Annotated in this window: 20 protein-coding genes and 1 tRNA gene; 17 read left to right on the top strand and 4 right to left on the bottom strand. The window is 44.3% G+C overall.

Going from position 1 to position 20644, the window contains the following annotated elements; translation table 11 throughout:
- The first annotated feature begins 1 nt into the window (after position 1).
- From cysD to cobA, 3 genes are read left to right on the top strand one after another with little or no spacing between them, the layout of a single operon-like run.
- On the top strand, positions 2–931 hold the full coding sequence (cysD, locus tag ICE88_RS01200) for a sulfate adenylyltransferase subunit CysD (protein WP_216248576.1): 930 nt from the start codon (positions 2–4) through the stop codon (positions 929–931).
- Entirely contained in the window at positions 931–2268 is a 1338-nt protein-coding gene (locus tag ICE88_RS01195; RefSeq protein ID WP_216248574.1) for a sulfate adenylyltransferase subunit 1, read from the top strand. Before cysD ends, ICE88_RS01195 begins: the two co-directional genes overlap by 1 nt.
- A 12-nt stretch (positions 2269–2280) precedes the next feature.
- The gene (gene cobA, locus ICE88_RS01190) at positions 2281–3027 is read left to right on the top strand and encodes a uroporphyrinogen-III C-methyltransferase (protein WP_216251698.1); all 747 of its coding nucleotides are present in this window, start codon (positions 2281–2283) and stop codon (positions 3025–3027) included.
- Here cobA and ICE88_RS01185 read toward each other — a convergent pair.
- Positions 2953–3318 (bottom strand): sirohydrochlorin chelatase, encoded by a 366-nt coding sequence (locus tag ICE88_RS01185; protein ID WP_216248572.1) that lies wholly within the window; start codon positions 3316–3318, stop codon positions 2953–2955. The two genes, cobA and ICE88_RS01185, sit on opposite strands and share 75 nt — an antisense overlap.
- Before the next feature lie 27 nt (positions 3319–3345).
- Between ICE88_RS01185 and ICE88_RS01180 the strand changes: the two genes are divergently transcribed.
- Positions 3346–3690 (top strand): hypothetical protein, encoded by a 345-nt coding sequence (locus ICE88_RS01180; protein WP_216248570.1) that lies wholly within the window; start codon positions 3346–3348, stop codon positions 3688–3690.
- Positions 3691–3808: 118 nt separating this feature from the next.
- Here the strand turns inward: ICE88_RS01180 and ICE88_RS01175 are convergent.
- Both ICE88_RS01175 and fabI read right to left on the bottom strand, forming a co-directional pair.
- Positions 3809–3899: transfer RNA gene (locus tag ICE88_RS01175), tRNA-Ser, on the bottom strand.
- Positions 3900–3943: 44 nt separating this feature from the next.
- On the bottom strand, positions 3944–4732 hold the full coding sequence (gene fabI / locus ICE88_RS01170; protein ID WP_216248568.1) for an enoyl-ACP reductase FabI: 789 nt from the start codon (positions 4730–4732) through the stop codon (positions 3944–3946).
- Between the two features lie 58 nt (positions 4733–4790).
- On the opposite strand from fabI, the gene ICE88_RS01165 reads away from it, so the two are divergent.
- From ICE88_RS01165 to ICE88_RS01145, 5 genes are read left to right on the top strand one after another with little or no spacing between them, the layout of a single operon-like run.
- Entirely contained in the window at positions 4791–6674 is a 1884-nt protein-coding gene (locus ICE88_RS01165) for an extracellular solute-binding protein (protein ID WP_216248566.1), read from the top strand.
- The gene (locus ICE88_RS01160; RefSeq protein WP_089516478.1) at positions 6671–7753 is read left to right on the top strand and encodes a microcin C ABC transporter permease YejB; all 1083 of its coding nucleotides are present in this window, start codon (positions 6671–6673) and stop codon (positions 7751–7753) included. The genes ICE88_RS01165 and ICE88_RS01160 overlap by 4 nt, the downstream gene beginning before the upstream one ends.
- Positions 7750–8805 carry an ABC transporter permease gene (locus ICE88_RS01155; RefSeq protein WP_216248564.1) on the top strand — a complete coding sequence of 352 codons (1056 nt, stop codon included), beginning with the start codon at positions 7750–7752 and terminating at the stop codon, positions 8803–8805. Before ICE88_RS01160 ends, ICE88_RS01155 begins: the two co-directional genes overlap by 4 nt.
- Positions 8802–10427 (top strand): ABC transporter ATP-binding protein, encoded by a 1626-nt coding sequence (locus tag ICE88_RS01150; RefSeq protein WP_216248559.1) that lies wholly within the window; start codon positions 8802–8804, stop codon positions 10425–10427. Before ICE88_RS01155 ends, ICE88_RS01150 begins: the two co-directional genes overlap by 4 nt.
- Positions 10428–10473: 46 nt before the next feature.
- A complete protein-coding gene (locus ICE88_RS01145) occupies positions 10474–11088 on the top strand; it encodes a C40 family peptidase (RefSeq protein WP_216248557.1) in 615 nt (204 codons plus the stop codon).
- A gap of 25 nt (positions 11089–11113) precedes the next feature.
- On the opposite strand, the gene ICE88_RS01140 is transcribed toward ICE88_RS01145, so the two are convergent.
- The gene (locus ICE88_RS01140) at positions 11114–11950 is read right to left on the bottom strand and encodes a patatin-like phospholipase family protein (RefSeq protein WP_370624442.1); all 837 of its coding nucleotides are present in this window, start codon (positions 11948–11950) and stop codon (positions 11114–11116) included.
- A gap of 96 nt (positions 11951–12046) precedes the next feature.
- Here ICE88_RS01140 and ICE88_RS01135 point away from each other — a divergent pair, with 96 nt between their 5' ends.
- The 8 genes from ICE88_RS01135 to ccoG all read left to right on the top strand — a co-directional run bounded on the left by ICE88_RS01135 (position 12047) and on the right by ccoG (position 20643).
- Complete coding sequence (locus ICE88_RS01135; RefSeq protein WP_216248553.1) at positions 12047–13108, top strand: extracellular solute-binding protein; 1062 nt, start codon at positions 12047–12049, stop codon at positions 13106–13108.
- A 27-nt stretch (positions 13109–13135) separates the two neighbouring features.
- On the top strand, positions 13136–15607 hold the full coding sequence (locus tag ICE88_RS01130) for a heavy metal translocating P-type ATPase (protein WP_216248551.1): 2472 nt from the start codon (positions 13136–13138) through the stop codon (positions 15605–15607).
- A gap of 34 nt (positions 15608–15641) precedes the next feature.
- On the top strand, positions 15642–15842 hold the full coding sequence (gene ccoS, locus ICE88_RS01125; RefSeq protein WP_216248548.1) for a cbb3-type cytochrome oxidase assembly protein CcoS: 201 nt from the start codon (positions 15642–15644) through the stop codon (positions 15840–15842).
- Between the two features lie 102 nt (positions 15843–15944).
- The gene (ccoN, locus tag ICE88_RS01120; protein ID WP_216248547.1) at positions 15945–17390 is read left to right on the top strand and encodes a cytochrome-c oxidase, cbb3-type subunit I; all 1446 of its coding nucleotides are present in this window, start codon (positions 15945–15947) and stop codon (positions 17388–17390) included.
- 17 nt (positions 17391–17407) lie between these two features.
- Entirely contained in the window at positions 17408–18064 is a 657-nt protein-coding gene (ccoO, locus tag ICE88_RS01115) for a cytochrome-c oxidase, cbb3-type subunit II (protein ID WP_216248545.1), read from the top strand.
- 19 nt (positions 18065–18083) lie between these two features.
- On the top strand, positions 18084–18263 hold the full coding sequence (locus tag ICE88_RS01110) for a CcoQ/FixQ family Cbb3-type cytochrome c oxidase assembly chaperone (protein ID WP_216248543.1): 180 nt from the start codon (positions 18084–18086) through the stop codon (positions 18261–18263).
- Positions 18260–19183, top strand: coding sequence for a cytochrome-c oxidase, cbb3-type subunit III (gene ccoP, locus ICE88_RS01105; protein WP_216248542.1), 924 nt, complete (start codon positions 18260–18262; stop codon positions 19181–19183). Before ICE88_RS01110 ends, ccoP begins: the two co-directional genes overlap by 4 nt.
- Positions 19183–20643 carry a cytochrome c oxidase accessory protein CcoG gene (ccoG, locus tag ICE88_RS01100; RefSeq protein WP_216248540.1) on the top strand — a complete coding sequence of 487 codons (1461 nt, stop codon included), beginning with the start codon at positions 19183–19185 and terminating at the stop codon, positions 20641–20643. The genes ccoP and ccoG overlap by 1 nt, the downstream gene beginning before the upstream one ends.
- Position 20644 lies beyond the last annotated feature (1 nt).

Raw genomic sequence — 20644 nt, 5'->3', positions numbered from 1 at the left:
CATGACACAAGAACAAACACAATTACACAATGAGCATTTGGATTGGCTAGAGGCTGAGTCCATTTATATTATTCGTGAGCTGATTGCTCAAGCCAGTCGTCCTGCTATGTTGTTTTCTGGCGGAAAAGATTCAATTGTGATGTTTCATTTGGCTAGAAAAGCATTCCGCTTTGGCGCTCGCCCTATTCGTTTGCCGTTTCCTTTGTTGCACATTGATACTGGCCATAACTACTCAGAAGTCATTCAATTTAGAGATGAAATTGTTCAGCAAACAGGAGCAGATCTGATTGTTGAGTATGTTGAGGAATCCATTAAAAAAGGCAGTGTTAAATTAAGAAAAAGTACTGATTCTCGAAATGCGGCGCAGGCAACCACTCTTTTAGAGGCAATTGAAAAACACGAGTTTGATGCCTTGATGGGTGGTGCAAGACGTGACGAAGAGAAGGCCAGGGCTAAAGAGAGAATCTTTTCATTCCGCGATGAATTCGGTCAATGGGATCCAAAAGCACAAAGACCGGAGCTTTGGAATTTATACAATGCGCGAATCTCAAAAGGCGAAAACATGCGAGTTTTTCCAATTTCAAATTGGACAGAACTGGATGTTTGGCAGTACATCGCACGAGAAAATTTGGCGCTCCCAAGCATTTACTACGCACATCAACGTGAAGTTGTTAAGAAAAATGGATTACTGGTACCAGTTACGCCAATAACGCCAAAGGGATCAGATGAGACTAGCGAATTACTGAGTGTTCGTTTCCGTACAGTAGGTGACATCAGTTGCACATGCCCAGTATTAAGTGAGGCCAATACGCCTGAAAAAATCATTGCTGAAACAGTGCTTTCAGAAATCACTGAACGTGGTGCCACTCGCATGGATGATCAAACCAGTGAGGCTTCGATGGAGCGCCGTAAAAAGGAGGGATATTTCTAATGAATCATACTCAAGATAAAAACATTCATGGTGTGGTTAGATTCATCACTTGTGGCAGTGTGGATGACGGCAAGAGTACTTTAATTGGTCGTCTGCTCTATGACACCAAAGCGGTTTTGACTGATCAGATTCAGGCGCTCTCTAAAACAAAGCATTCTCGAGTGACAGCGTCTGATGCTGCCATCGATTTAGCTCTATTAACTGATGGTCTTGAGGCTGAGCGTGAGCAGGGCATCACCATTGATGTTGCATACCGTTATTTTTCAACAATTAAAAGGAAATTCATCGTCGCTGATGCTCCAGGTCATGAGCAATACACTCGCAATATGGTCACGGGCGCTTCACAAGCCGATGTGGCTATTTTATTAGTAGATGCCACCCGTCTAGATACCAGTACAGCCAATATCAGTTTGTTGGCACAAACCAAGCGTCATGCTGCGATTGTGAAAATGTTGGGGTTAAAGCATATTGCCGTTGCTGTGAACAAAATTGACTTGTTGAATTTTGATGAAGAAGTTTTCATAAAAATTAAAGAAGAAATTCTAAATTTAGCAAAGACCTTGAAATTACCAACACCTCAAGTTTTTCCAGTATCGGCTTTGCTTGGAGACAATATTGTCAATCCTTCAAAGCATTTCAATTGGTATCAAGGGCCAACCTTGCTTGCTTGGTTAGAGGGCCTTGATATTTCATCTGAGATATTAGAAAAGAATTTGAGATTTCCGGTGCAATATGTGGCTAGACAAGATGGCAGTGCTGCAGAGGATTTCAGAGGTTATCTTGGCAGGATTGAGTCAGGTGAAATTCGTCAAGGTCAATCGGTGACGATTCTTCCGGCGGGCTCATCAGCCACCGTTGCAGAGATTTATATTTCCAATGGCATTGATAGCTTTAAGCAAAACCAAAGCGTTGATGTGGCAACAGCCGGGGATGTAATTGCTATGACTTTTGTCGAAGATGTGGATGTGTCGCGCGGTGACATGATTGTTGCGCAAGACAATGCTTCAGATCTTTTGAGCAGGCAACTAATTGCTGATATTTGTTGGTTAGATCAAGATGCCTTATCTACATCAAGAAAGTACATATTAAGGCATACGACTAATACAGTATTTGCAAAAGTAAAAAATATTATTCAGATTTTAGATATTGAAACTTTGTCACAAGGTGTTGAGGGAAATTCATTGGGTGTCAACATGATTGGCCAAGTAGAGCTTGCCTTGCAAAAACCGATTGCTGCTGATTTATTTGATGAGTCCTTGGCTACGGGATCATTCGTTTTGATCGATGAGGCAACCAATCATACTGTGGCTGCTGGAATGATTCGGGAGGCACTGTAAATGAACCAATCAATAGGGAAGGTTTATTTGGTCGGTGCAGGCCCTGGCGCCGCTGATTTAATCACTGTTCGTGGAATGAAGTTATTGCAAGCGGCTGAAATTGTTTTTCATGATGCTTTGGTTGACCCTGCAATGCTTGATTATTGCAGCCAAGCCATCTTGGTTCCTGTTGGTAAACGTTGTGGCAGACATTCAGCCGCTCAATCCTTTATCAATAAGCGCTTGATTGATGCAAGTAGAAAGTACAAGCACATTATTCGACTCAAAGGCGGAGATCCGATGATTTTCGGGCGCGCTGATGAAGAAATTACTGCTTTAGAAAGCTCCGGGGTTGATGTAGAAGTAGTCCCAGGCATTACAGCTGCTTTGGCAGCTTCAGCATCACTAAAACAATCTTTGACTCTAAGAGGTGTTTCAAGGAGTGTGGCGTTTTATACGCAAGTCAAAGCAGAAAATGAACAAGAGGCGTCATTGCCGAATGCTGATACTTTAGTGATTTACATGGGGCGTTCTAATTCAGTTCAATTAGCCGAGCAATTGCTAAAGCAAGGCAGACCAAAATCAACGCCTGTACAAATCATTGAATCAATCAGTACTCTGAAAGAGCGTTCCTTGGCTTTGACTCTCGATGAGATGTCTCAAGGGCAAGCCATAAATTGGTTTAATTCAGAGTCGCCTGCCTTATTACTGGTCGGCGCAGTATTTGGCAATCGCTTGCAAAACTCCGATGTCCTCACCAACAGCAGGCTTTACGGTTAAATCCATTTGGGGGTATTTCTGGCTGCAAGCTGCAAGAAGTTTAGGTAAATCTTCTCTGATGTGACCGCCTTGCCCAAAAAATATTGGCACAAGAGTCATTTGATAAATTTCTTTTGAGATGATTTCTTCAATACATTCGCTCAATGTTGGGGACATTAGCTCCAAGAAGGCGAGCTCAACAATCACCTCAGGATTTTGAGCTTGAATTAATTTCTGAACATTGATGATGGGTTCTTTCCACCTTGGGTCGCGGGCACCATGACTGAACAGAATGATTGCATTTTTAACCATGAATAATTGTAAATTAAAAGCCAAGTCATGACGTGCCCAGTCAAATCAGAGGAATCTGGAGCTATTAAGATACTTGTTGTTTGTGCTGATTGGTGCAGTGTATGTAGAAGCTATAAAGTTACTTTAAATGATCTCTCAGGATTTGATATCAATTGGATAGATATCAATGATTTTGAATCCTTAACCGATGAAATAGAAATTGAAACATTCCCAACGGTGATCATTTTTGATGAGACGGATGTACTTTTCTTTGGTCCAATAGAGCCAAATAAGAACTCATTAACGAGCCTGCTTTCAGCAGTAAAAACGACACCCTCTAAGACCACTCATCCTGAACTTGCCCTTGCTATTAAAACTTGGTTGAGGGAGTAATTTGCAAAAACTATCCCTAACGTTCTAAGGCGGGTGTCCGCAGCTTTATTTATCCTGGGATTGAATGAATCTCGGTAACAGGGGCTGAACGGGTCAGCCCCTTGGTTCACCTAATAACTGGCGGAGAAAGCGGGATTCGAACCCGCGGTAGGCTATGAACCTACGCACGCTTTCCAGGCGTGTGACTTAAACCACTCATCCATCTCTCCGTGCAAGAGCGTCATTATACGCCCCTGTGTTTTTAATGGATGGCTTACTCAGCCTCTGCCATACCGCCTACAACGTGGCTAAAGCCTCCGTCCACGTAGGTGATTTCGCCAGTGATGCCGCTTGCTAGATCAGACATTAAGAATGCAGCAGCATTACCAACATCTTCTACAGTCACGTTGCGACGCAAAGGGGCATTTGCCTCTACGAAATCCAAAATCTTGCCAAAACCTTTGATGCCTGAAGCAGCCAAAGTTTTGATCGGTCCTGCAGAGATGCCGTTACAACGAACACCTTTAGGGCCTACTGAATTAGCCAAGTAACGCACGCTGGCTTCAAGTGATGCTTTTGCCAAGCCCATGGTGTTGTAGTTAGGCACCACCATTTGTGAGCCAAGGTAAGTCAAAGTCAATAAAGCTGACTTGTCGTTCAACATCGGTAGCGCAGCTTTGGCCATTGCAGGGAAGCTATAGGCTGAGATGTCATGAGCAATCTTGAAAGACTCTCTTGAAAGACCGTCTAAGAAGTCACCGGCGATGGCTTCGCGTGGGGCAAAGCCAATGGAGTGGATCAAACCGTCGAATTTAGGCCATGTGGCTGATAAATCGGCAAAAAGCTTGTCAATTTGCTCATCACTGCCCACATCACAGTCAAAAATCAGAGTGCTATTGAATTCAGCGGCAAATTCGGTGATTCGGTCTTTAAAACGATCGCCCACGTAGGTGAAGGCTAATTCTGCGCCTTCGCGGTGGCAAGCCTTGGCAATGCCATAAGCGATTGAACGGTTAGAAAGTAGACCTGTTAGGACGATTTTTTTACCGGTTAAGAAACCCATTTTTGCTTCCTTTTTTCTTTTTGCTGAATTTGTGAATGTCTAATTACAATTGTCACACATGCAGATGATTAGACCCTTACTTTTACCCCTCATTTTAAGCTTGTCAGTTTTGGCGGGGTGGAGTGTCTCAACAGGTGCATTGGCCGCCCACGGCTTTGCCCAGTATGGCGACTTGCAATATCCCCCTGGCTTTAAGCATTTTTCATATGTGAATCCAAATGCTCCCCAGGGCGGAACTTTGTATCTGCCTAATCCTGACCGCAGGACCAGTTTCGACAAATTTAACCCTTTTTCAATGAAGGGTGTTGCTGCACCAGGCGTTGCTCAATTGATGTTTGAAAGCTTGTTGATTGGCAGCGCTGATGAAGTGGCATCTTCTTATGGACTTTTGGCAGAAGATGTTAATTTGGCCAAAGATGAATTAAGTGTGACCTTTCGCTTAAACCCATTGGCCCGCTTTAATGACAATTCTCCGGTATTGGCCAAAGACGTTAAATACTCCTTTGACACTCTGATGAGTAAATTGGCCAGTCCGCAATTTAGAACGGTTTATGCGGATGTCAAACAAGCTGTGATCCTGTCTGAGCGAGTGATTCGTTTTGACTTTCATCGTAAAAATACCGAGTTGCCACTTTTGGTTGGATCAATGCCCATCTTCTCAGAAAAATGGGGCAAGGATGCGCAGGGCGCCGGAAAGCCATTCAATCAATTCACTTTTGAAAAACCAATTGCCAGTGGCCCATACTTGATTGAGAGCTATGACATTGGTAAAAACATCGTATTCAAGAAAAACCCAGAGTATTGGGGCGCCAAACTGAATGTACGTGTTGGCTTTTTTAACTTTGAAAAAGTTTCTTACCGTTTATACAAAGATGACACAGCAAGAATAGAAGCTTTTAAAGCAGGTGAGTTCGACACATTGGTTGAGTACCGCGCCAAGAACTGGGCCAAGAGTTATGTTGGACCTAAATTCAGAGATGGCACTTTAAAGAAACAACATTTCCAGCATCGCAATGGAGCAGGGATGCAAGGCTTTGTGATGAACACGCGTCATCCTATATTCAAAGACCAGCGTGTTCGCCAAGCTTTGACCTTGGCCTTAGATTTTGAGTGGATGAACCGCCAACTCTTTTATGGCCAATACCATCGCATTGATAGCTACTTCTCGAACAGTGAGTTGGGCGCCTCTTTTGAAGCTGGTAGTTTGCCAAGTGCCCAAGAACGAAAATTATTAGAGCCTTTGCAAAAAGCCTATCCTCAGCATTTCCCAAAGAATGCATTGGGCCCAATGCTCTTGCCTGTAACCACTGAAGAACCTTCAAGCTTGCGCCAAAACCTCAGAAAAGCCAGAGAGTTACTGGCACAAGCTGGCTGGGTTTACAAAGATGGCGCTTTAAGAAATGCCCAAGGACAAGCATTCCGTTTTGAGTTCATGGACGATGGTGGCGCCATGTCTCGTTTGGTATCTGCGTATGTGCGTAATCTTGAAAAGCTTGGCATGAAAGTGGATATCAGAACCACTGATTACGCTTTGTATCAAAAACGATTAGAAGAATTTGATTTTCAAATGACCAGCATGAAGTTCCCTGACTCGCAAAGTCCTGGCAATGAATTATGGGATCGCTATGGCAGTCAATCTGCCACAACCAAAGGCTCAGACAATATTCTTGGGGTGCAATCTCCAGTGGTTGATGCTTTGATCTCATCGATTGTGAAGGCGCAGACCAGAAAAGATCTCATCACAGCCACCAGAGCCTTGGACAGAGTATTGACTCACAGCTATTACATCGTGCCGCATTGGTACAGTGCCACGCATCGCGTGGCATATAAATCAGATATGGGGTTTTCAATACCGCCTAATTATTTCGCAGCTGAATCATGGATTCTTTCCACTTGGTGGCGCAATCCTCCATCAAATTCTCAAGCAGGAGCTGGGCGATGAACAGTGCTTTGTGGAGATACATTGCTCGAAGAATCTTATTGATGATTCCAACACTGTTGGGCGTCATCACTTTGACATTTGCGGTGATTCAATTTGTACCAGGCGGTCCTGTTGAACAGATGATGCTCGAGCTCAAAGGTCGGGGTGATGCCAGTGTGGCTGCAGTTGAATCGTCAGGTGGTGGTAACTTTTATCGCGGTCGCCAAGGCATTGATGAAGAGCGTCTGAAAGAAATTAAAGCCTTGTATGGATTTGATCAACCTCTTTGGGAGCGTTACATCAATATGCTGGGCCGCTTTGCCATGTTTGATTTAGGCCAAAGTTATTACCAACACAAAAGTGTGGGAGATCTTGTTCTATCAAAAATGCCTGTCTCGATCAGTTTGGGACTGTGGACATTTTTGATCACTTATTTGATATCAATCCCACTCGGCATTAAAAAAGCGGTGCGTGCTGGTACTCGTTTTGATACAGCAACGAGTGTGGTGATTTTGATTGGTTACGCGATTCCAGGATTTGTATTGGGTGTTCTATTGCTGGTGCTGTTCGGTGGTGGTAGTTTCTTCCAGTTATTCCCCTTGAGAGGCTTGACCTCAGATAACTGGGCAGAGCTCAGTTTGATTGGCAAAGTCATGGATTACTTTTGGCATTTGGTTTTACCGATCACGGCATCTGTGTTGGGTAACTTTGCCGTCATCACCATGCTCACCAAGAATTCTTTTATAGAAGAGATACGTAAACAATATGTGATCACTGCCAGAGCCAAAGGTTTGAGTGAAGACAAAGTGCTTTGGAAGCATGTGTTCCGTAATGCAATGATTCCTTTGGTCACAGGTTTCCCATCCGCGTTCATTGGAGCCTTCTTCACGGGTTCACTGTTAATTGAAACTTTATTCTCTCTGGATGGCTTGGGACTCTTATCTTATGAAGCCGTCATGAAAAGAGACTATCCAGTGGTGTTAGGTACTTTGTATTTATTTACCTTGATTGGTTTATTCACCAAATTAATTTCTGACATTGCTTATGTCTTGGTAGATCCTCGTATTCAGTTTGACAGCCAGTCAGGAGGTCGATCATGAAAAAGGGATGGCTTAAGCAATTGCGAGAAAGTGATCAATGGGCTAGATTCAAGGCCAATCGTTTGGGCTACTGGAGTTTGTGGATTTTCACCGGTTTGTTCGTACTGAGTTTATTTGCAGAACTGATTGCCAATGATCGACCCATCTTGGTCAGCTACCAAGGGAGTTTGTATGCGCCGATTGTGAAGGACTATCCGGAAACCACTTTTGGTGGAGACTTCCCAACGCCGACGGATTACCTAGACCCTGACATTAAAAACACATTCAGTCAAAAAGGTAACTGGGCGATTTATCCATTGATCACCTATCGTTACGACACACTCAATTACTTTGCCAAGGAACCAAACCCAGCCTCTCCATCGCGAGACAATTTACTGGGTACTGATGATCGAGGCAGGGATGTGGTGGCGAGGCTGATTTACGGTTTTCGCTTATCAGTCTTGTTTGGTTTGTGTCTCACCATCATCGGTGTGGCCATTGGTGTGCTGACTGGCGCAGTGATGGGTTACTTTGGTGGCAAAGTGGATTTGGTTTCTCAGAGAATCATTGAAGTTTGGAGTTCCATGCCTGAGCTCTATTTGTTGATCATTTTTGCATCGATCTTTGCCCCCAGTGTTGGTCTTTTAATCATCTTGTTGTCTCTTTTCGGCTGGATGGGTTTATCGGACTATGTCCGTGCAGAGTTCTTGAAAAACAGATCTTTGGAATATGTCAGAGCAGCTCAAGCACTGGGTTTATCCAGTCAACAAATCATGTGGCGCCACATTCTGCCAAACAGCTTAACGCCCGTGATCACATTTTTACCATTCCGCATGAGTGGCGCCATTTTGGCTTTGACGAGTTTGGACTTTTTAGGTTTGGGTGTTCCTGCAGATCAGGCCAGCTTGGGTGAGTTATTGGCTCAGGGCAAAGCCAACTTAGATGCTTGGTGGATTTCTTTATCGACCTTTTTGGTGTTGGCCGGAACTTTGATGTTGTTGACATTCATGGGTGATGCCATGCGTGATGCTTTTGACACGCGCCGTGCGAAAGCAGTGAAGGTGACGCCATGAGCCAACAGGATTTCAACTTGATTGATATCAAGCAGCTGAATCTGAGTTTTGGTCGAAAAACTGTCATCAGCGACTTCAGTTTAAAAATCAATGCTGGTGAAAGAATTGCGATTGTTGGAGAGTCTGGTTCCGGTAAAACCTTGACCGGTTTATCCATCATGGGACTCTTGCCTGAAGGCGCGAACATCACAGGTGAAATCAATTGTCAAATTAATCAGAAGTCGCAAAACTTATTGGCATTGAGTGAAGCTGAAATGCGCAGTATTCGTGGCAAAGACATTGCCATGATTTTTCAAGAACCCATGACTGCTTTGAACCCACTTTACACAGTGGGCAACCAAATCATAGAAGCGGTCCAGTGTCACGAACCCACTTTGAGCAATTCTGTTTGCCAACAGCGTGCGATAGAGCTTCTTGAAAGAACAGGGATTCCTCAGGCCGCAGAACGTTTTTCATATTACCCACACCAACTCTCTGGCGGACAACGTCAACGCGCCATGATTGCGATGGCCTTGGCTTGTAAACCAAGACTATTGATTGCGGATGAACCAACCACTGCATTGGATCCTAGCTTGCGGATTCAAATCTTGGATTTATTAAAAGATTTGCAAGAGGACGCTAAGTCACATGGCGGTATGGCTGTGATTTTGATCACTCATGATTTGAATATGGTGCGTCATTTTGCCGACCGTGTGGCAGTGATGTACCAAGGCAAGTTATTAGAATGCAAATCTACCGAAGAAGTTTTTAGCCATCCGGATCATCCTTACACCAACAGCTTGGTCAACAGTAAGCCAGTGCGCAACGTCTTACCTTTGGTGCCAATCGCTCCAGTGTTGCTAAAAGCAGAGCAGGTCAGTGTTGCTTATCCTCAAGCAGGCAAGGGCACGTTTGGTGGAAACTTCGGCCGAGGTATTGCTCAATTCATCAGAGGTTTTCATTTTTCTGATTTATGGAAACGTGAATACCAACAAGTTGTTAAAGATGTGAGCCTTGAATTGCGCCAAGGTGAAACCTTGGGTTTGATTGGCGAATCAGGTTCGGGCAAATCAACTTTGGCCATGGCCCTTTTAGATTTGTTGGGCCAAACAGGCGCCAAAGTATCTGGTCAGGTTGAAGTCTTGGGTCATGATTGGCTCAAGTTAAATACAACTGAACGCAGTCGTCTAAGAGCTTCGTTTCAGGTGATCTTCCAAGATCCTTTTGGCTCATTGTCACCGCGCATGACCGTGGGTCAAATCGTGGGTGAAGGTTTGTCTTTGCATCAGCCAGATTTATCGGGGGATGCCAGAAAAGCAAAAGTTATCGATGTTTTAAAAGAAGTTGGCTTGGATCGGACGGCTTACAGCAGATATCCCCATGAATTCTCTGGCGGCCAAAGACAGCGCATTGCGATTGCCCGAGCATTGATCTTAAAACCTCAAATACTGGTTTTAGATGAGCCAACATCCGCCTTGGATGTCACGATTCAGAAGCAAATATTGGCCTTGCTGGCTGATTTACAGCACAAATACAACATGGCTTATCTCTTGATCAGCCATGACCTTGAGGTGGTGGAAGCCATGTCTCACCGAGTCATTACATTGAAAAAAGGTAAACAAATCAAGCATCAAGAGCTGTAACCCCAGATTTGTTTGTAAGCTAAGGTTCAGGTTATAATTGACCTCCATGTCAAAAATACACCGCAAACTCCTTGCCGTCGTGGTTTTACTCGGTTCCCTTCAAGTGGGACCGGTATTTGCTCAGTCTTTGACTGAGGCAGAGCCATTGCCTAAGACGTTTGCCTCATCAGTCTCATCAGTTTCAACAGCTGTTGTTGATAAAACAGAGTCATTGATCAACAACGCCATGCAGTTAATTGGTGTGCGTTATCGCTGGGGCGGTAATACGCCTCAAAGCGGTTTGGATTGCAGTGGTTTTGTGCGTTATGTATTCAACGACACCTTCGGTTTTTTATTGCCACGCAAATCAGCGCAAATGAGCAAAGTTGGTTTGGAGATTGGTAAAGAAGAGTTACGCCCTGGCGATTTGGTTTTCTTTAATACCATGCGTCATGCTTTTTCTCATGTGGGTATCTACGTTGGTGACAATAAATTCATTCATGCACCATCGAGAGGTAAATCCATTCGCGTGGATGACATGACCAAGGTTTATTGGGAAAAGCGCTACAACGGTGCACGTCGTGTTGAGAACACCAATGGCTTTGATGTGATGTCAGAAGAGCAGCGTCAACAACTGTTGCTCGACTTCCAAGAGCGCTTGGATAAGACCGGTCGTCTTTAATTAAAGCTGGTCATCGCTGAGCTTGTTACATTCTCAGCGTATTCTTAATTTGTGAAATTTGTTTCATCACAGCTTCCTCACCCGCCAAGATTGCCGCATTTCTAGATTTAAAGTCAGTGCTTCTCATGCTTTTCAATTCCGGCTGAATAACCACTTGAGCAAGGTCTAATTCAAAAGTATTGATACTTTTACCCATGATCGAAGTTGTGTGTAAAAGGATGCCCAAACTGCCAGAGCTATCTTGAGAGCTTGGTTCGGTTGAGATATTGACTGCAATCACAATGTCAGCACCCATTTGTTTGGCATATCTCACTGGCACTGGTGATACCAAGCCGCCATCCACGTACTCGCGACCTTGAATGATGGTTGGTTGGAAAACTCCTGGAATACTGCAAGATGCTCGAACAGCTTGGCCTGTATCTCCTCGCTGGAAAAGAACGCCATTGCCAGTTTGTAAATCAGTGCCAACAATCCCTAGTGGCATGGGCATGTTCTCGATCGTTTGATTTTTAATCAAGCGATTCACCATGGCTTGAAGTGCATCACCTTTGATCATTCCGCCAAATCGACCAGAGAAGGGCAGTGCCCAATCAGTGATGGCTGCTTCGTCTAGTGATAAAGCAATTTTTTGTAATTCAGTGCCTCGGTATCCTGATGCGTACAAGGCAGCAATCACACTACCAGCACTTGTGCCAACCACCAAGTTGGGGAAAATGCCTTGAGATTCGAGTGCTTTAATGACACCGATATGAGCAAAGCCTCGCGCAGCACCGCCACCCAGGGCTAAACCAATCACTGGTTTTTTGCGTGAAATACTTGAGCAAGACGTCAATCCTCCGATACTAAGAGCACCTAAAGTGATCAGGGTCAAAAAGTCTCTTCGAGAATTGTGGTAATCTAGATGATAATTATTCTCAATTGTATTTAAATCACTGTCTTGATCGGAGTTCTTATTCATATGTTGTTAACTAAAAAATACCTATTGGCGATTGTCTCTGCTTTTGGCCTAACTGTTGGGTTAACTGCTGCCTCACCGGCATTATCTCAGTCTTCTCAGGTATTGAACTTATATTCTGCACGTCATTATCAAACGGATGAGGCTTTGTATGCTGAATTCACCAAACAAACAGGCATCAAGATCAATCGCATTGAGGCTGATGACAATGCTCTTTTAGAGCGTTTGCGCAGTGAGGGTAAAAATAGTCCAGCGGATGTGATTTTGTTGGTTGATGCAGCAAGACTCTGGCGCGCTGAAATTGAAGGCTTCTTTCAGCCAATTCAATCAAAAGTATTGAATACAAAAATTCCTAAAAACTTCCGCTCCAATGACATTGGTCAAGGCAGTCAATGGTTTGGCTTTTCAAGTAGAGCACGCGTGATTGTTTATAACAAAGCCAGTATGAACCCAAACAATGTTGACACTTATGAAAAATTGGCTGACCCAGTGAATAAAGGCAAGGTTTGTACTCGTTCAGGTTCACACCCTTATATGTTGTCATTGATAGGTGCAATGTATGAGCGTCAGGGTGAGGCAAAAACGGAAGCTTGGGCCAAAGGCATGGTGGCGAATATGGCTCGTGCGCCTAAAGGTGGAGACACAGATCAAATCAAAGCTGTTGCTTCAGGTGAATGTGGAGTGGCGTTGACCAACTCCTACTATTTGGCGCGCTTGATGCGTTCAACCAAGCCTGCAGACATGCAAATGGTGGCTAAGGTTGGCTTGATTTGGCCAAATCAGGCAACTTCAGGTGTTCACATGAATATTGCAGGCGGTGCTGTGGCCAGTTATGCCCCCAATAAAGCTGCCGCCATTAAATTCCTTGAATACTTGGCCAGTGATTCTGCTCAACAATACTTTGCTGATGGCAACAATGAGTGGCCGGTTGTGAAGTCTGTGAAAACAAGCAATGAAGCATTAAATAAGTTGGGAACCTTCAAGCCAGAGATTATTTCAATTGCATCTATTGGTAAAAATCAAATTTATGCACAAAAAATATTGGATAGAGTGTCCTATAAGTAAAAAGAAAGCCTAGAATCTCAGGCTGAGATGAATACCAAGCCTGAGAACCCACTTTCAATCGAAGACTGCTATCACTGCGGCGGCGATTTAACCAGCGACAATCTTTATGAGGCAACGCTTGGTGGATCGCCTCGTTACTTTTGTTGTGCTGGTTGTTTAGCGATTGCGCAAACAATCCATGGTCAGGGTTTAGAAGCCTTTTATGCGCGACGCTTACCACTGGGTCAAAAACCAGATGATGTTGGTCAACTGACTGATCAAGTACCTGATGCTCTTTTGGCATACGATGATCCAGTCTTGATGGATCGATTCACGCGAGTCTCATCAGAATATCCTGGCGAACTTGAAACCACTCTTCGTCTAGAAAAGATTCGTTGTGCTGCCTGTGTCTGGCTGAATGAGCAACACTTAAAAAGACTGTTTGGTGTTAAAGATGTACAAATCAATTATGTGACTCAGCGAGCTACGGTCAGATTCAATCCCAAAGAAGTTCATCTATCAAAACTACTTCATTCTGTTGAGCAGATTGGATATGAAGCATGGCCCTTTGAGCCATCGATGAGTGCTGATCTTGCTAAAAAAGAGCGCCGTCATTTGTTGATGCGCTTGGGTGTGGCAGTGCTAGGAATGATGCAAGTGATGATGTACGCCTGGCCGACATACACAGGCGCCGATGATCTTCTTGTTGAGCAAGAGTTGTTATTGGGTTGGACCAGTTGGGCTTTGACTGTTCCTGTGGTTCTGTACTCTGCGGGTCCGATGTTCGTGGTGGCTTGGCACAGCATTCGAAACTTTCCAAAGACAGGCATGCTGGGCATGGATGTGCCTGTATCGCTTGCAGTCGCATTAGCCTTCATAGCAGGAACCATCAGTTTGGTCTTTGGTGTTGGCGAAAGTTATTTTGATTCCATCACCATGTTCATTGCATTTTTACTGGGCGCAAGATATTTAGAGTTATTAGCCAGACAAGATGCTCAAGGTGGTGCAGAAGCTTTGGCAAAGCAATTGCCTGCTACTTGTGATCGATTTGAAGATTATGCAAATTCTGAAGTGATTAAATCAGTGCCAGTGGTCAGATGCGTGGTTGGTGATGTATTGCGTATTGCGCCTGGTGATGTGATTCCAGTGGATGGCGTTTTACTTTCAGGCGAAGCAAGTTTGAACGAAGCGATTCTTTCTGGAGAATCTCGACCAGTGTCTAAAAATATTGGCGATGTTCTATATGCAGGAAGTCACAATATTGTGAGTCCAATCGTGATGCGCGTCACAGCTTTGGGTCAGGGCACCAGAATCGCCGGCATTGCTTCATTACTTGATAAAGCTCTATTGGCAAAGCCCCAAGTGGTTGGCTTGGCAGAAAAATGGGCTGGTTATTTTGTGGTGTTCTTGATGACAGCAGCAGGGCTTACTGCGATCGCTTGGTATTTCTTAGATCCTCTCAAGGCTTGGGAAACAGCGGTTGCAGTGTTGGTGGCAAGTTGCCCATGCGCTTTATCTTTGGCCACGCCTGCAGCAATGGCTGCGGCTCAAGGGGCCATTACAAAATTAGGTTTACTGGTGGTCAGAGGTCATGTCATGGAGACTTTGGCCAAGGCAACAGATTTGGTGATTGATAAAACTGGCACTCTCACCACTGGTCATCCTGAGTTAAAAGCCATTTTGTCTTTGCGCCCGGGCTATACAGAGCAACAAGTGTTGGCAATTGCTGCAGCCATGGAGTCTGGGCAAAAGCATCCTTTGGGTTTAGCAATTTTAGAAGCTGCACAAAAACGAGACATTCAACCAATCATCTTGAGTGAAGCGCCAGTCAGTGAATTGGGCAAAGGTTTGCGTTCAGGCATTTATCAATTGGGTGCTCGTCAGTGGTTAAATCTTGAGCCTGTTTCAGTGAACCATGAAAACGAACAAACCAGCTTAGTGTATTTAAAAGATGACCAAGGATTGTTGGCAGTATTTGCTTTGCTGGATACGCCAAGACCAGGAGCCATGGAATTCATCAAGCAAGTTCAAGCAAGAGGTATTCAGGTTCATCTATTGTCAGGTGATGATGAACAAACGGTGACATGGTGGGCTCGTTACTTTGGCATTCAATATCATCGGGGTGGGGCATTGCCTGAAGATAAGTTTTCATTCAGTGATGCTTTGCAAAAAGAGGGGAAAGTGGTTTGGGCTGTTGGTGATGGTGTGAACGATGCACCATTTTTAGCAAAGGCCAATGTCTCTATTGCAGTAGGCAGTGGTGCGCCATTGGCGCAAGCTGGTGCTGATGCTGTGTTGACCACCGAATCATTAAAACCTTTATCGCAAGCTTTAGAGCTTGCAGATAAAACCAAAATCATCATGCGCCAAAATCTAATCTGGGCTTTTGTTTATAACGTGATTGCCATACCTGTTGCGATGATGGGCTTGGTCAATCCTTGGCTTGCTGGTATAGGCATGAGCCTCTCCTCTTTAGCCGTCACATTGAATGCTTGGCGTTTAAGAAAAATTAGTGAATAAGCTTTCTGAATGATGAATGAGCTAGACTAGTTGTATGGAAAGTCTTTATTTACTAATCCCAATGTCACTCGTCGTCATCGCAGTGATCATCCTGATTTTGTATTGGGCGGTAAAAAGTGGCCAATTTGAAGATTTGGAAGGTCCAGGCCATTCAATTTTGATGGATGACGATGTTTCATCTAATCGTGTCATGGACAAACCATCATCAAGTACTTCAGTTAAGCAAAAAGAATAATCTTTAGTCCCAAAACTTGACCTACATCAAGGTCTTCTCCCCCCTTCAATTTTTATAATTGCAACAGGATAAATCGGCCTTTAGGCTAGTAAGGGAGAAACCATGGGGTTAACCGTGGGTAATACGCAAGACAACTTTAACTACAAAGTTGTTCGCCAATTTGCCTTGGTAACAGTGCTTTGGGGCATTGTTGGTATGTTGGTTGGGGTGATTTTGGCTGCACAGCTGATCTGGCCCGACATCACAATGAACATTCCTTGGTTGAGCTATGGTCGTTTGCGCCCATTGCACACCAATGCTGTGATTTTTGCCTTCGGTGGTAGCGCCTTGTTCGCAACTTCTTATTACATCGTGCAGCGCACCTGTCAGGTTCGTTTGTTCTCAGATAAGTTGGCCGCCTTCACATTTTGGGGTTGGCAAGCAGTGATTGTTGCTGCGGCGATTTCATTGCCATTGGGTATGTCAACGTCAAAAGAATATGCTGAACTTGAGTGGCCGATTGATATTTTGATCACTTTGGTTTGGGTTGCTTACGCTGTGGTTTTCTTTGGCACAGTGATCAAGCGCAAAACAAAGCACATTTATGTATCTAACTGGTTCTTTGGCGCGTATATCTTGACGATTGCGATGTTGCACATTTTCAATAACTTGGAAATGCCAGCCAGTCTATTCAAGTCTTACTCTGCATATTCAGGTGCACAAGATGCAATGATTCAGTGGTGGTATGGTCACAATGCAGTTGGTTTCTTTTTAACAACCAGTTTCTTGGGCATGATGTATTACTTCATTCCTAAGCAGGCAGAGCGTCCAATCTATTCATATCGTTTATCAATTGTTCACTTCTGGGCATTGAATTTCACTTATATGTGGGCAGGTCCTCACCACTTACAACACACAGCTTTGCCTGACTGGACTCAGTCTTTGGGCATGGTGTTCTCTTTGATTTTGTTGGCACCATCATGGGGTGGCATGATCAACGGCATCATGACTCTGTCAGGTGCATGGCATAAATTGCGCAGCGATCCAATCTTGAAGTTTTTGATCACCGCTTTGTCTTTCTACGGTATGTCGACCTTCGAAGGTTCAATGATGTCCATCAAGACTGTGAACAGTTTGTCGCACTACACAGACTGGACCATTGGTCACGTGCACTCTGGTGCATTGGGTTGGGTGGCGATGATTACGATTGGTTCTATGTACTATTTGATTCCACGTTTGGTGGGTCAAAAAGAAATGCACAGCACCAAGTTAATTGAATTGCACTTCTGGATTTCTACGATTGGTGTGGTTCTTTATATCGCCGCTATGTGGATTGCTGGCGTGATGCAAGGTTTGATGTGGAGAGCTTTCCAAGTAGATGGTACTTTGACTTACAGCTTTGTTGAATCTGTAAAAGCAACTTATCCGTTCTATGCGATTCGTTTATTGGGCGGCGTATGTTTCTTGTTTGGCATGTTTGTGATGGCCTACAACGTTTTGAAAACTATTCAAAACAAGAAATTTGTAGATGCGCCAATCCCAACCAGTAACTTGGCAACCGCCCACTAAGCTAAAGGAGAGATACCATGTCTGATAATAAAAAATTCTTCTCTCACAACACGCTAGAAACCAATGTGGGTTGGCTGATTGTGATGACAGTATTTGTTGTGGCCATTGCTGGTTTGGTACAGATCGTGCCATTGTTTTTCCAGCACTCAACCACCAAGCCTGCTGAAGGCGTGACACCATACTCAGCACTTCGCCTAGCAGGTCGCGATGTGTATCAAAGAGAAGGTTGTGTCGGATGTCATTCACAACATATTCGTACTTTGCGTTCAGAAACTGAGCGTTATGGTCCTTACTCCGTGGCCGGTGAATCTGTGTTTGATCGTCCATTCTTATGGGGTTCAAAAAGAACAGGTCCTGATTTGGCTCGTGTGGGTGGTCGTTATTCTGATGATTGGCACCGCATTCATTTGCGCAATCCTCGTGACGTGGTGCCTGAATCCAATATGCCTGCTTATCCATGGTTGGCAAAAGCACCCGCCAGCAATGTGGGTGATATTTCTGCGCACATGAGGGCCATGAGCCGTTTGGGCGTTCCTTACACGGAAGAAGAAATTGCTAACGGACCGAAAGAGCTAGAAGGCAAGACTGAAGAAGATGCCTTAATTGCTTATTTGCAGGGTTTAGGGACCAATCGCCGTGCGGTTGATCCTGTGAAAACAACGGTAACTCAGTAATTTCAAATAAGAGATAGCAATGGAAAATATCGTGCCTTACTTATCAGCTACATCAACCATCTTAGGTTTGGTGTTTTTTGTGGGCATCGTTTGGTGGGCATGGTCTGCCAATCGACGTGTTGCAAATGATGAATCGGCACAGTTACCGTTTGATCTCCCAGATGAATATAAGAAAGATGATAAGAAGGATCAATCATGAGTGATTTTTTCAGTAGTGGGTGGGGCATTTATATTGCTGTTGTGACAGGTGTTGGCATCATTTGGTGTCTGTATCTTTTATTCTCACAACGCAAAACCAATGTGACCTATGAAGCTGATGGTTCAGTAGCAGATACTGGCCACGTTTGGGATGGTGATTTGCGTGAGCTGAATAACCCGCTACCACGTTGGTGGATGTGGATGTTTGTGCTTTCATGCGTTTTTGCCATCGTTTATTTGGTTTTATACCCTGGCATGGGAACTTATGAAGGCTCTTTGGGCTACACCACGCGTAACGCACATGAAGCATCTGTGGTTCAAGCCAATCAACAGTTAAAGCCTGTTTATGCAAAGTACATGAGCATGGATGCAAAGCAAGTGGCAGCTGATCCTGCTGCGCGCGAGATGGGCCAACGTCTTTTCTTGAACCATTGTGCGCAATGCCATGGCTCTGATGCTGGTGGCTCTAAAGGCTTCCCTAATTTGGCAGACACTGATTGGTTATATGGTGGTGATACGCAAGATATCAAACAAACATTGATTGGTGGTCGTGCCGGTGTGATGCCTGCCTTTGCGCATCTTGAAAGTGCTCAAGTTTCAGATGTGGCTAACTATGTTCGCAGCTTATCTGGTTTGGCAGCTGATCAAATCAAAGTGGGTCGCGGTGCTGAGGTTTACAAAGCCAATTGCGCAGCATGTCATGGTGCTGAAGGTAAGGGTATGGCAGCCATGGGTGCTCCTAACTTGACCGATAAAGTTTGGTTGTATGGTGGCTCAGAAGCAACCATCATTGAAACAGTATTAAAAGGTCGTAATGGCATGATGCCAGCCCATGAAACAATTTTGACGCCTGAAAAGATTCATTTGTTAACAGCCTACGTTTGGGGTTTATCCAACGTTAAAGATAAAACAAGTAAATAATGTCCAATGACTTTCTAGCAGATGAGGGTGGCTCACAAAATACAGTTGAGCTATCTCTCTACGAAGTAAGACGCAAAATTTACCCCCGCTCAGTGAGTGGGGTTTTTGCCAAGTGGCGTTTGATATTAGTACTAGCGACACAAGTATTGTTTTATGGCTTGCCATGGCTTCAATGGAATGACCGTCAAGCCGTTCTCTTTGATTTGGTGTCTCGTAAGTTTTATATCTTTGGTTTGGTTCTTTGGCCGCAAGACATTATTTATCTGACTCTTTTGCTGATTCTTTCAGCTTTAGCACTATTTTTATTCACAGCTGTGGCTGGTCGTTTGTTCTGTGGATACGCCTGTCCACAAACTGTCTACACAGAAATATTCATGTGGATAGAGCGCAAGGTTGAAGGAGATCGTTTTGCGCGGATTCGTTTAGATGGGGAAGAGTGGCCTTGGGGTTTCCGCAAGTGGCGCATCAAAATCACCAAACATGCTTTGTGGATTTTGATTGCACTGTGGACTGGATTTACTTTTGTTGGTTACTTCACACCTATCAAGGTATTGAGTGCTGAGCTGATAGCTTTCACCTTAGGGCCTTGGCAAGCATTCTGGTTGTTGTTCTATAGCTTTGCTACTTGGGGCAATGCTGGCTTTATGCGTGAACAAGTATGTAAATACATGTGTCCTTACGCACGCTTCCAAAGTGTGATGGTGGATAAAGACACTTTTGTTGTTACTTATGACAAAACTCGCGGTGATCCACGGGGTAGTCGTTCGAAAGCGGCTAATCATAAAGAGCTTGGTTTAGGTGATTGTGTCGATTGCAGTATCTGTGTCCAGGTATGTCCAACAGGCATTGATATTCGTGATGGCTTGCAATACATGTGCATTGGTTGCGGCGCTTGTATAGATGCCTGTGATCAAGTGATGGACAAGGTTGGTTACGACAAAGGTTTGATTCGTTACACATCTGAACGAGCCATGCTGGAACACATGGATAACAAGAAGGCACGACATTACATTTTTAGACCGCGTGTACTGATTTATATCGGGATCATGTCAGTGTTGTTAATCGCATTTTCCAGCTCAGTGTTCTTGCGCAATCCTCTGCGAGTGGATGTGATGCGTGATCGAGGTGCTTTGGCTCGTGAAGTTGAAGGTACCAAGATAGAAAACGTTTACCGCTTACAAATCATGAACTCTTCTGAAAACCCAATGAAGGTCAGCATTGTTGCCACTGGTTTACCGGGCATGCATATTTTGAGTTCTCAGGGCAAAGAAATCAGTGAGCTCATTGTTAATCCATCAAGCAATCTATTGATACCAGTGAAAGTCAGAGTGGCAATTGATGACGTTAAAACGGGTACACACCCCATTCATTTTGATATTGAAGCAACTGAAAGTGGACCAAACGCCTCTAAAACTCTGAGAGTTCGTGATGAGAAATCTAGTTTTATTGTGCCTAGATAAG

Source organism: Polynucleobacter sp. AM-26B4 (assembly GCF_018882285.1).
Lineage (GTDB): Bacteria > Pseudomonadota > Gammaproteobacteria > Burkholderiales > Burkholderiaceae > Polynucleobacter.
Note: the sequence above shows the minus strand (reverse complement) of the source record. Positions and strands in the feature narration are given on the sequence as shown.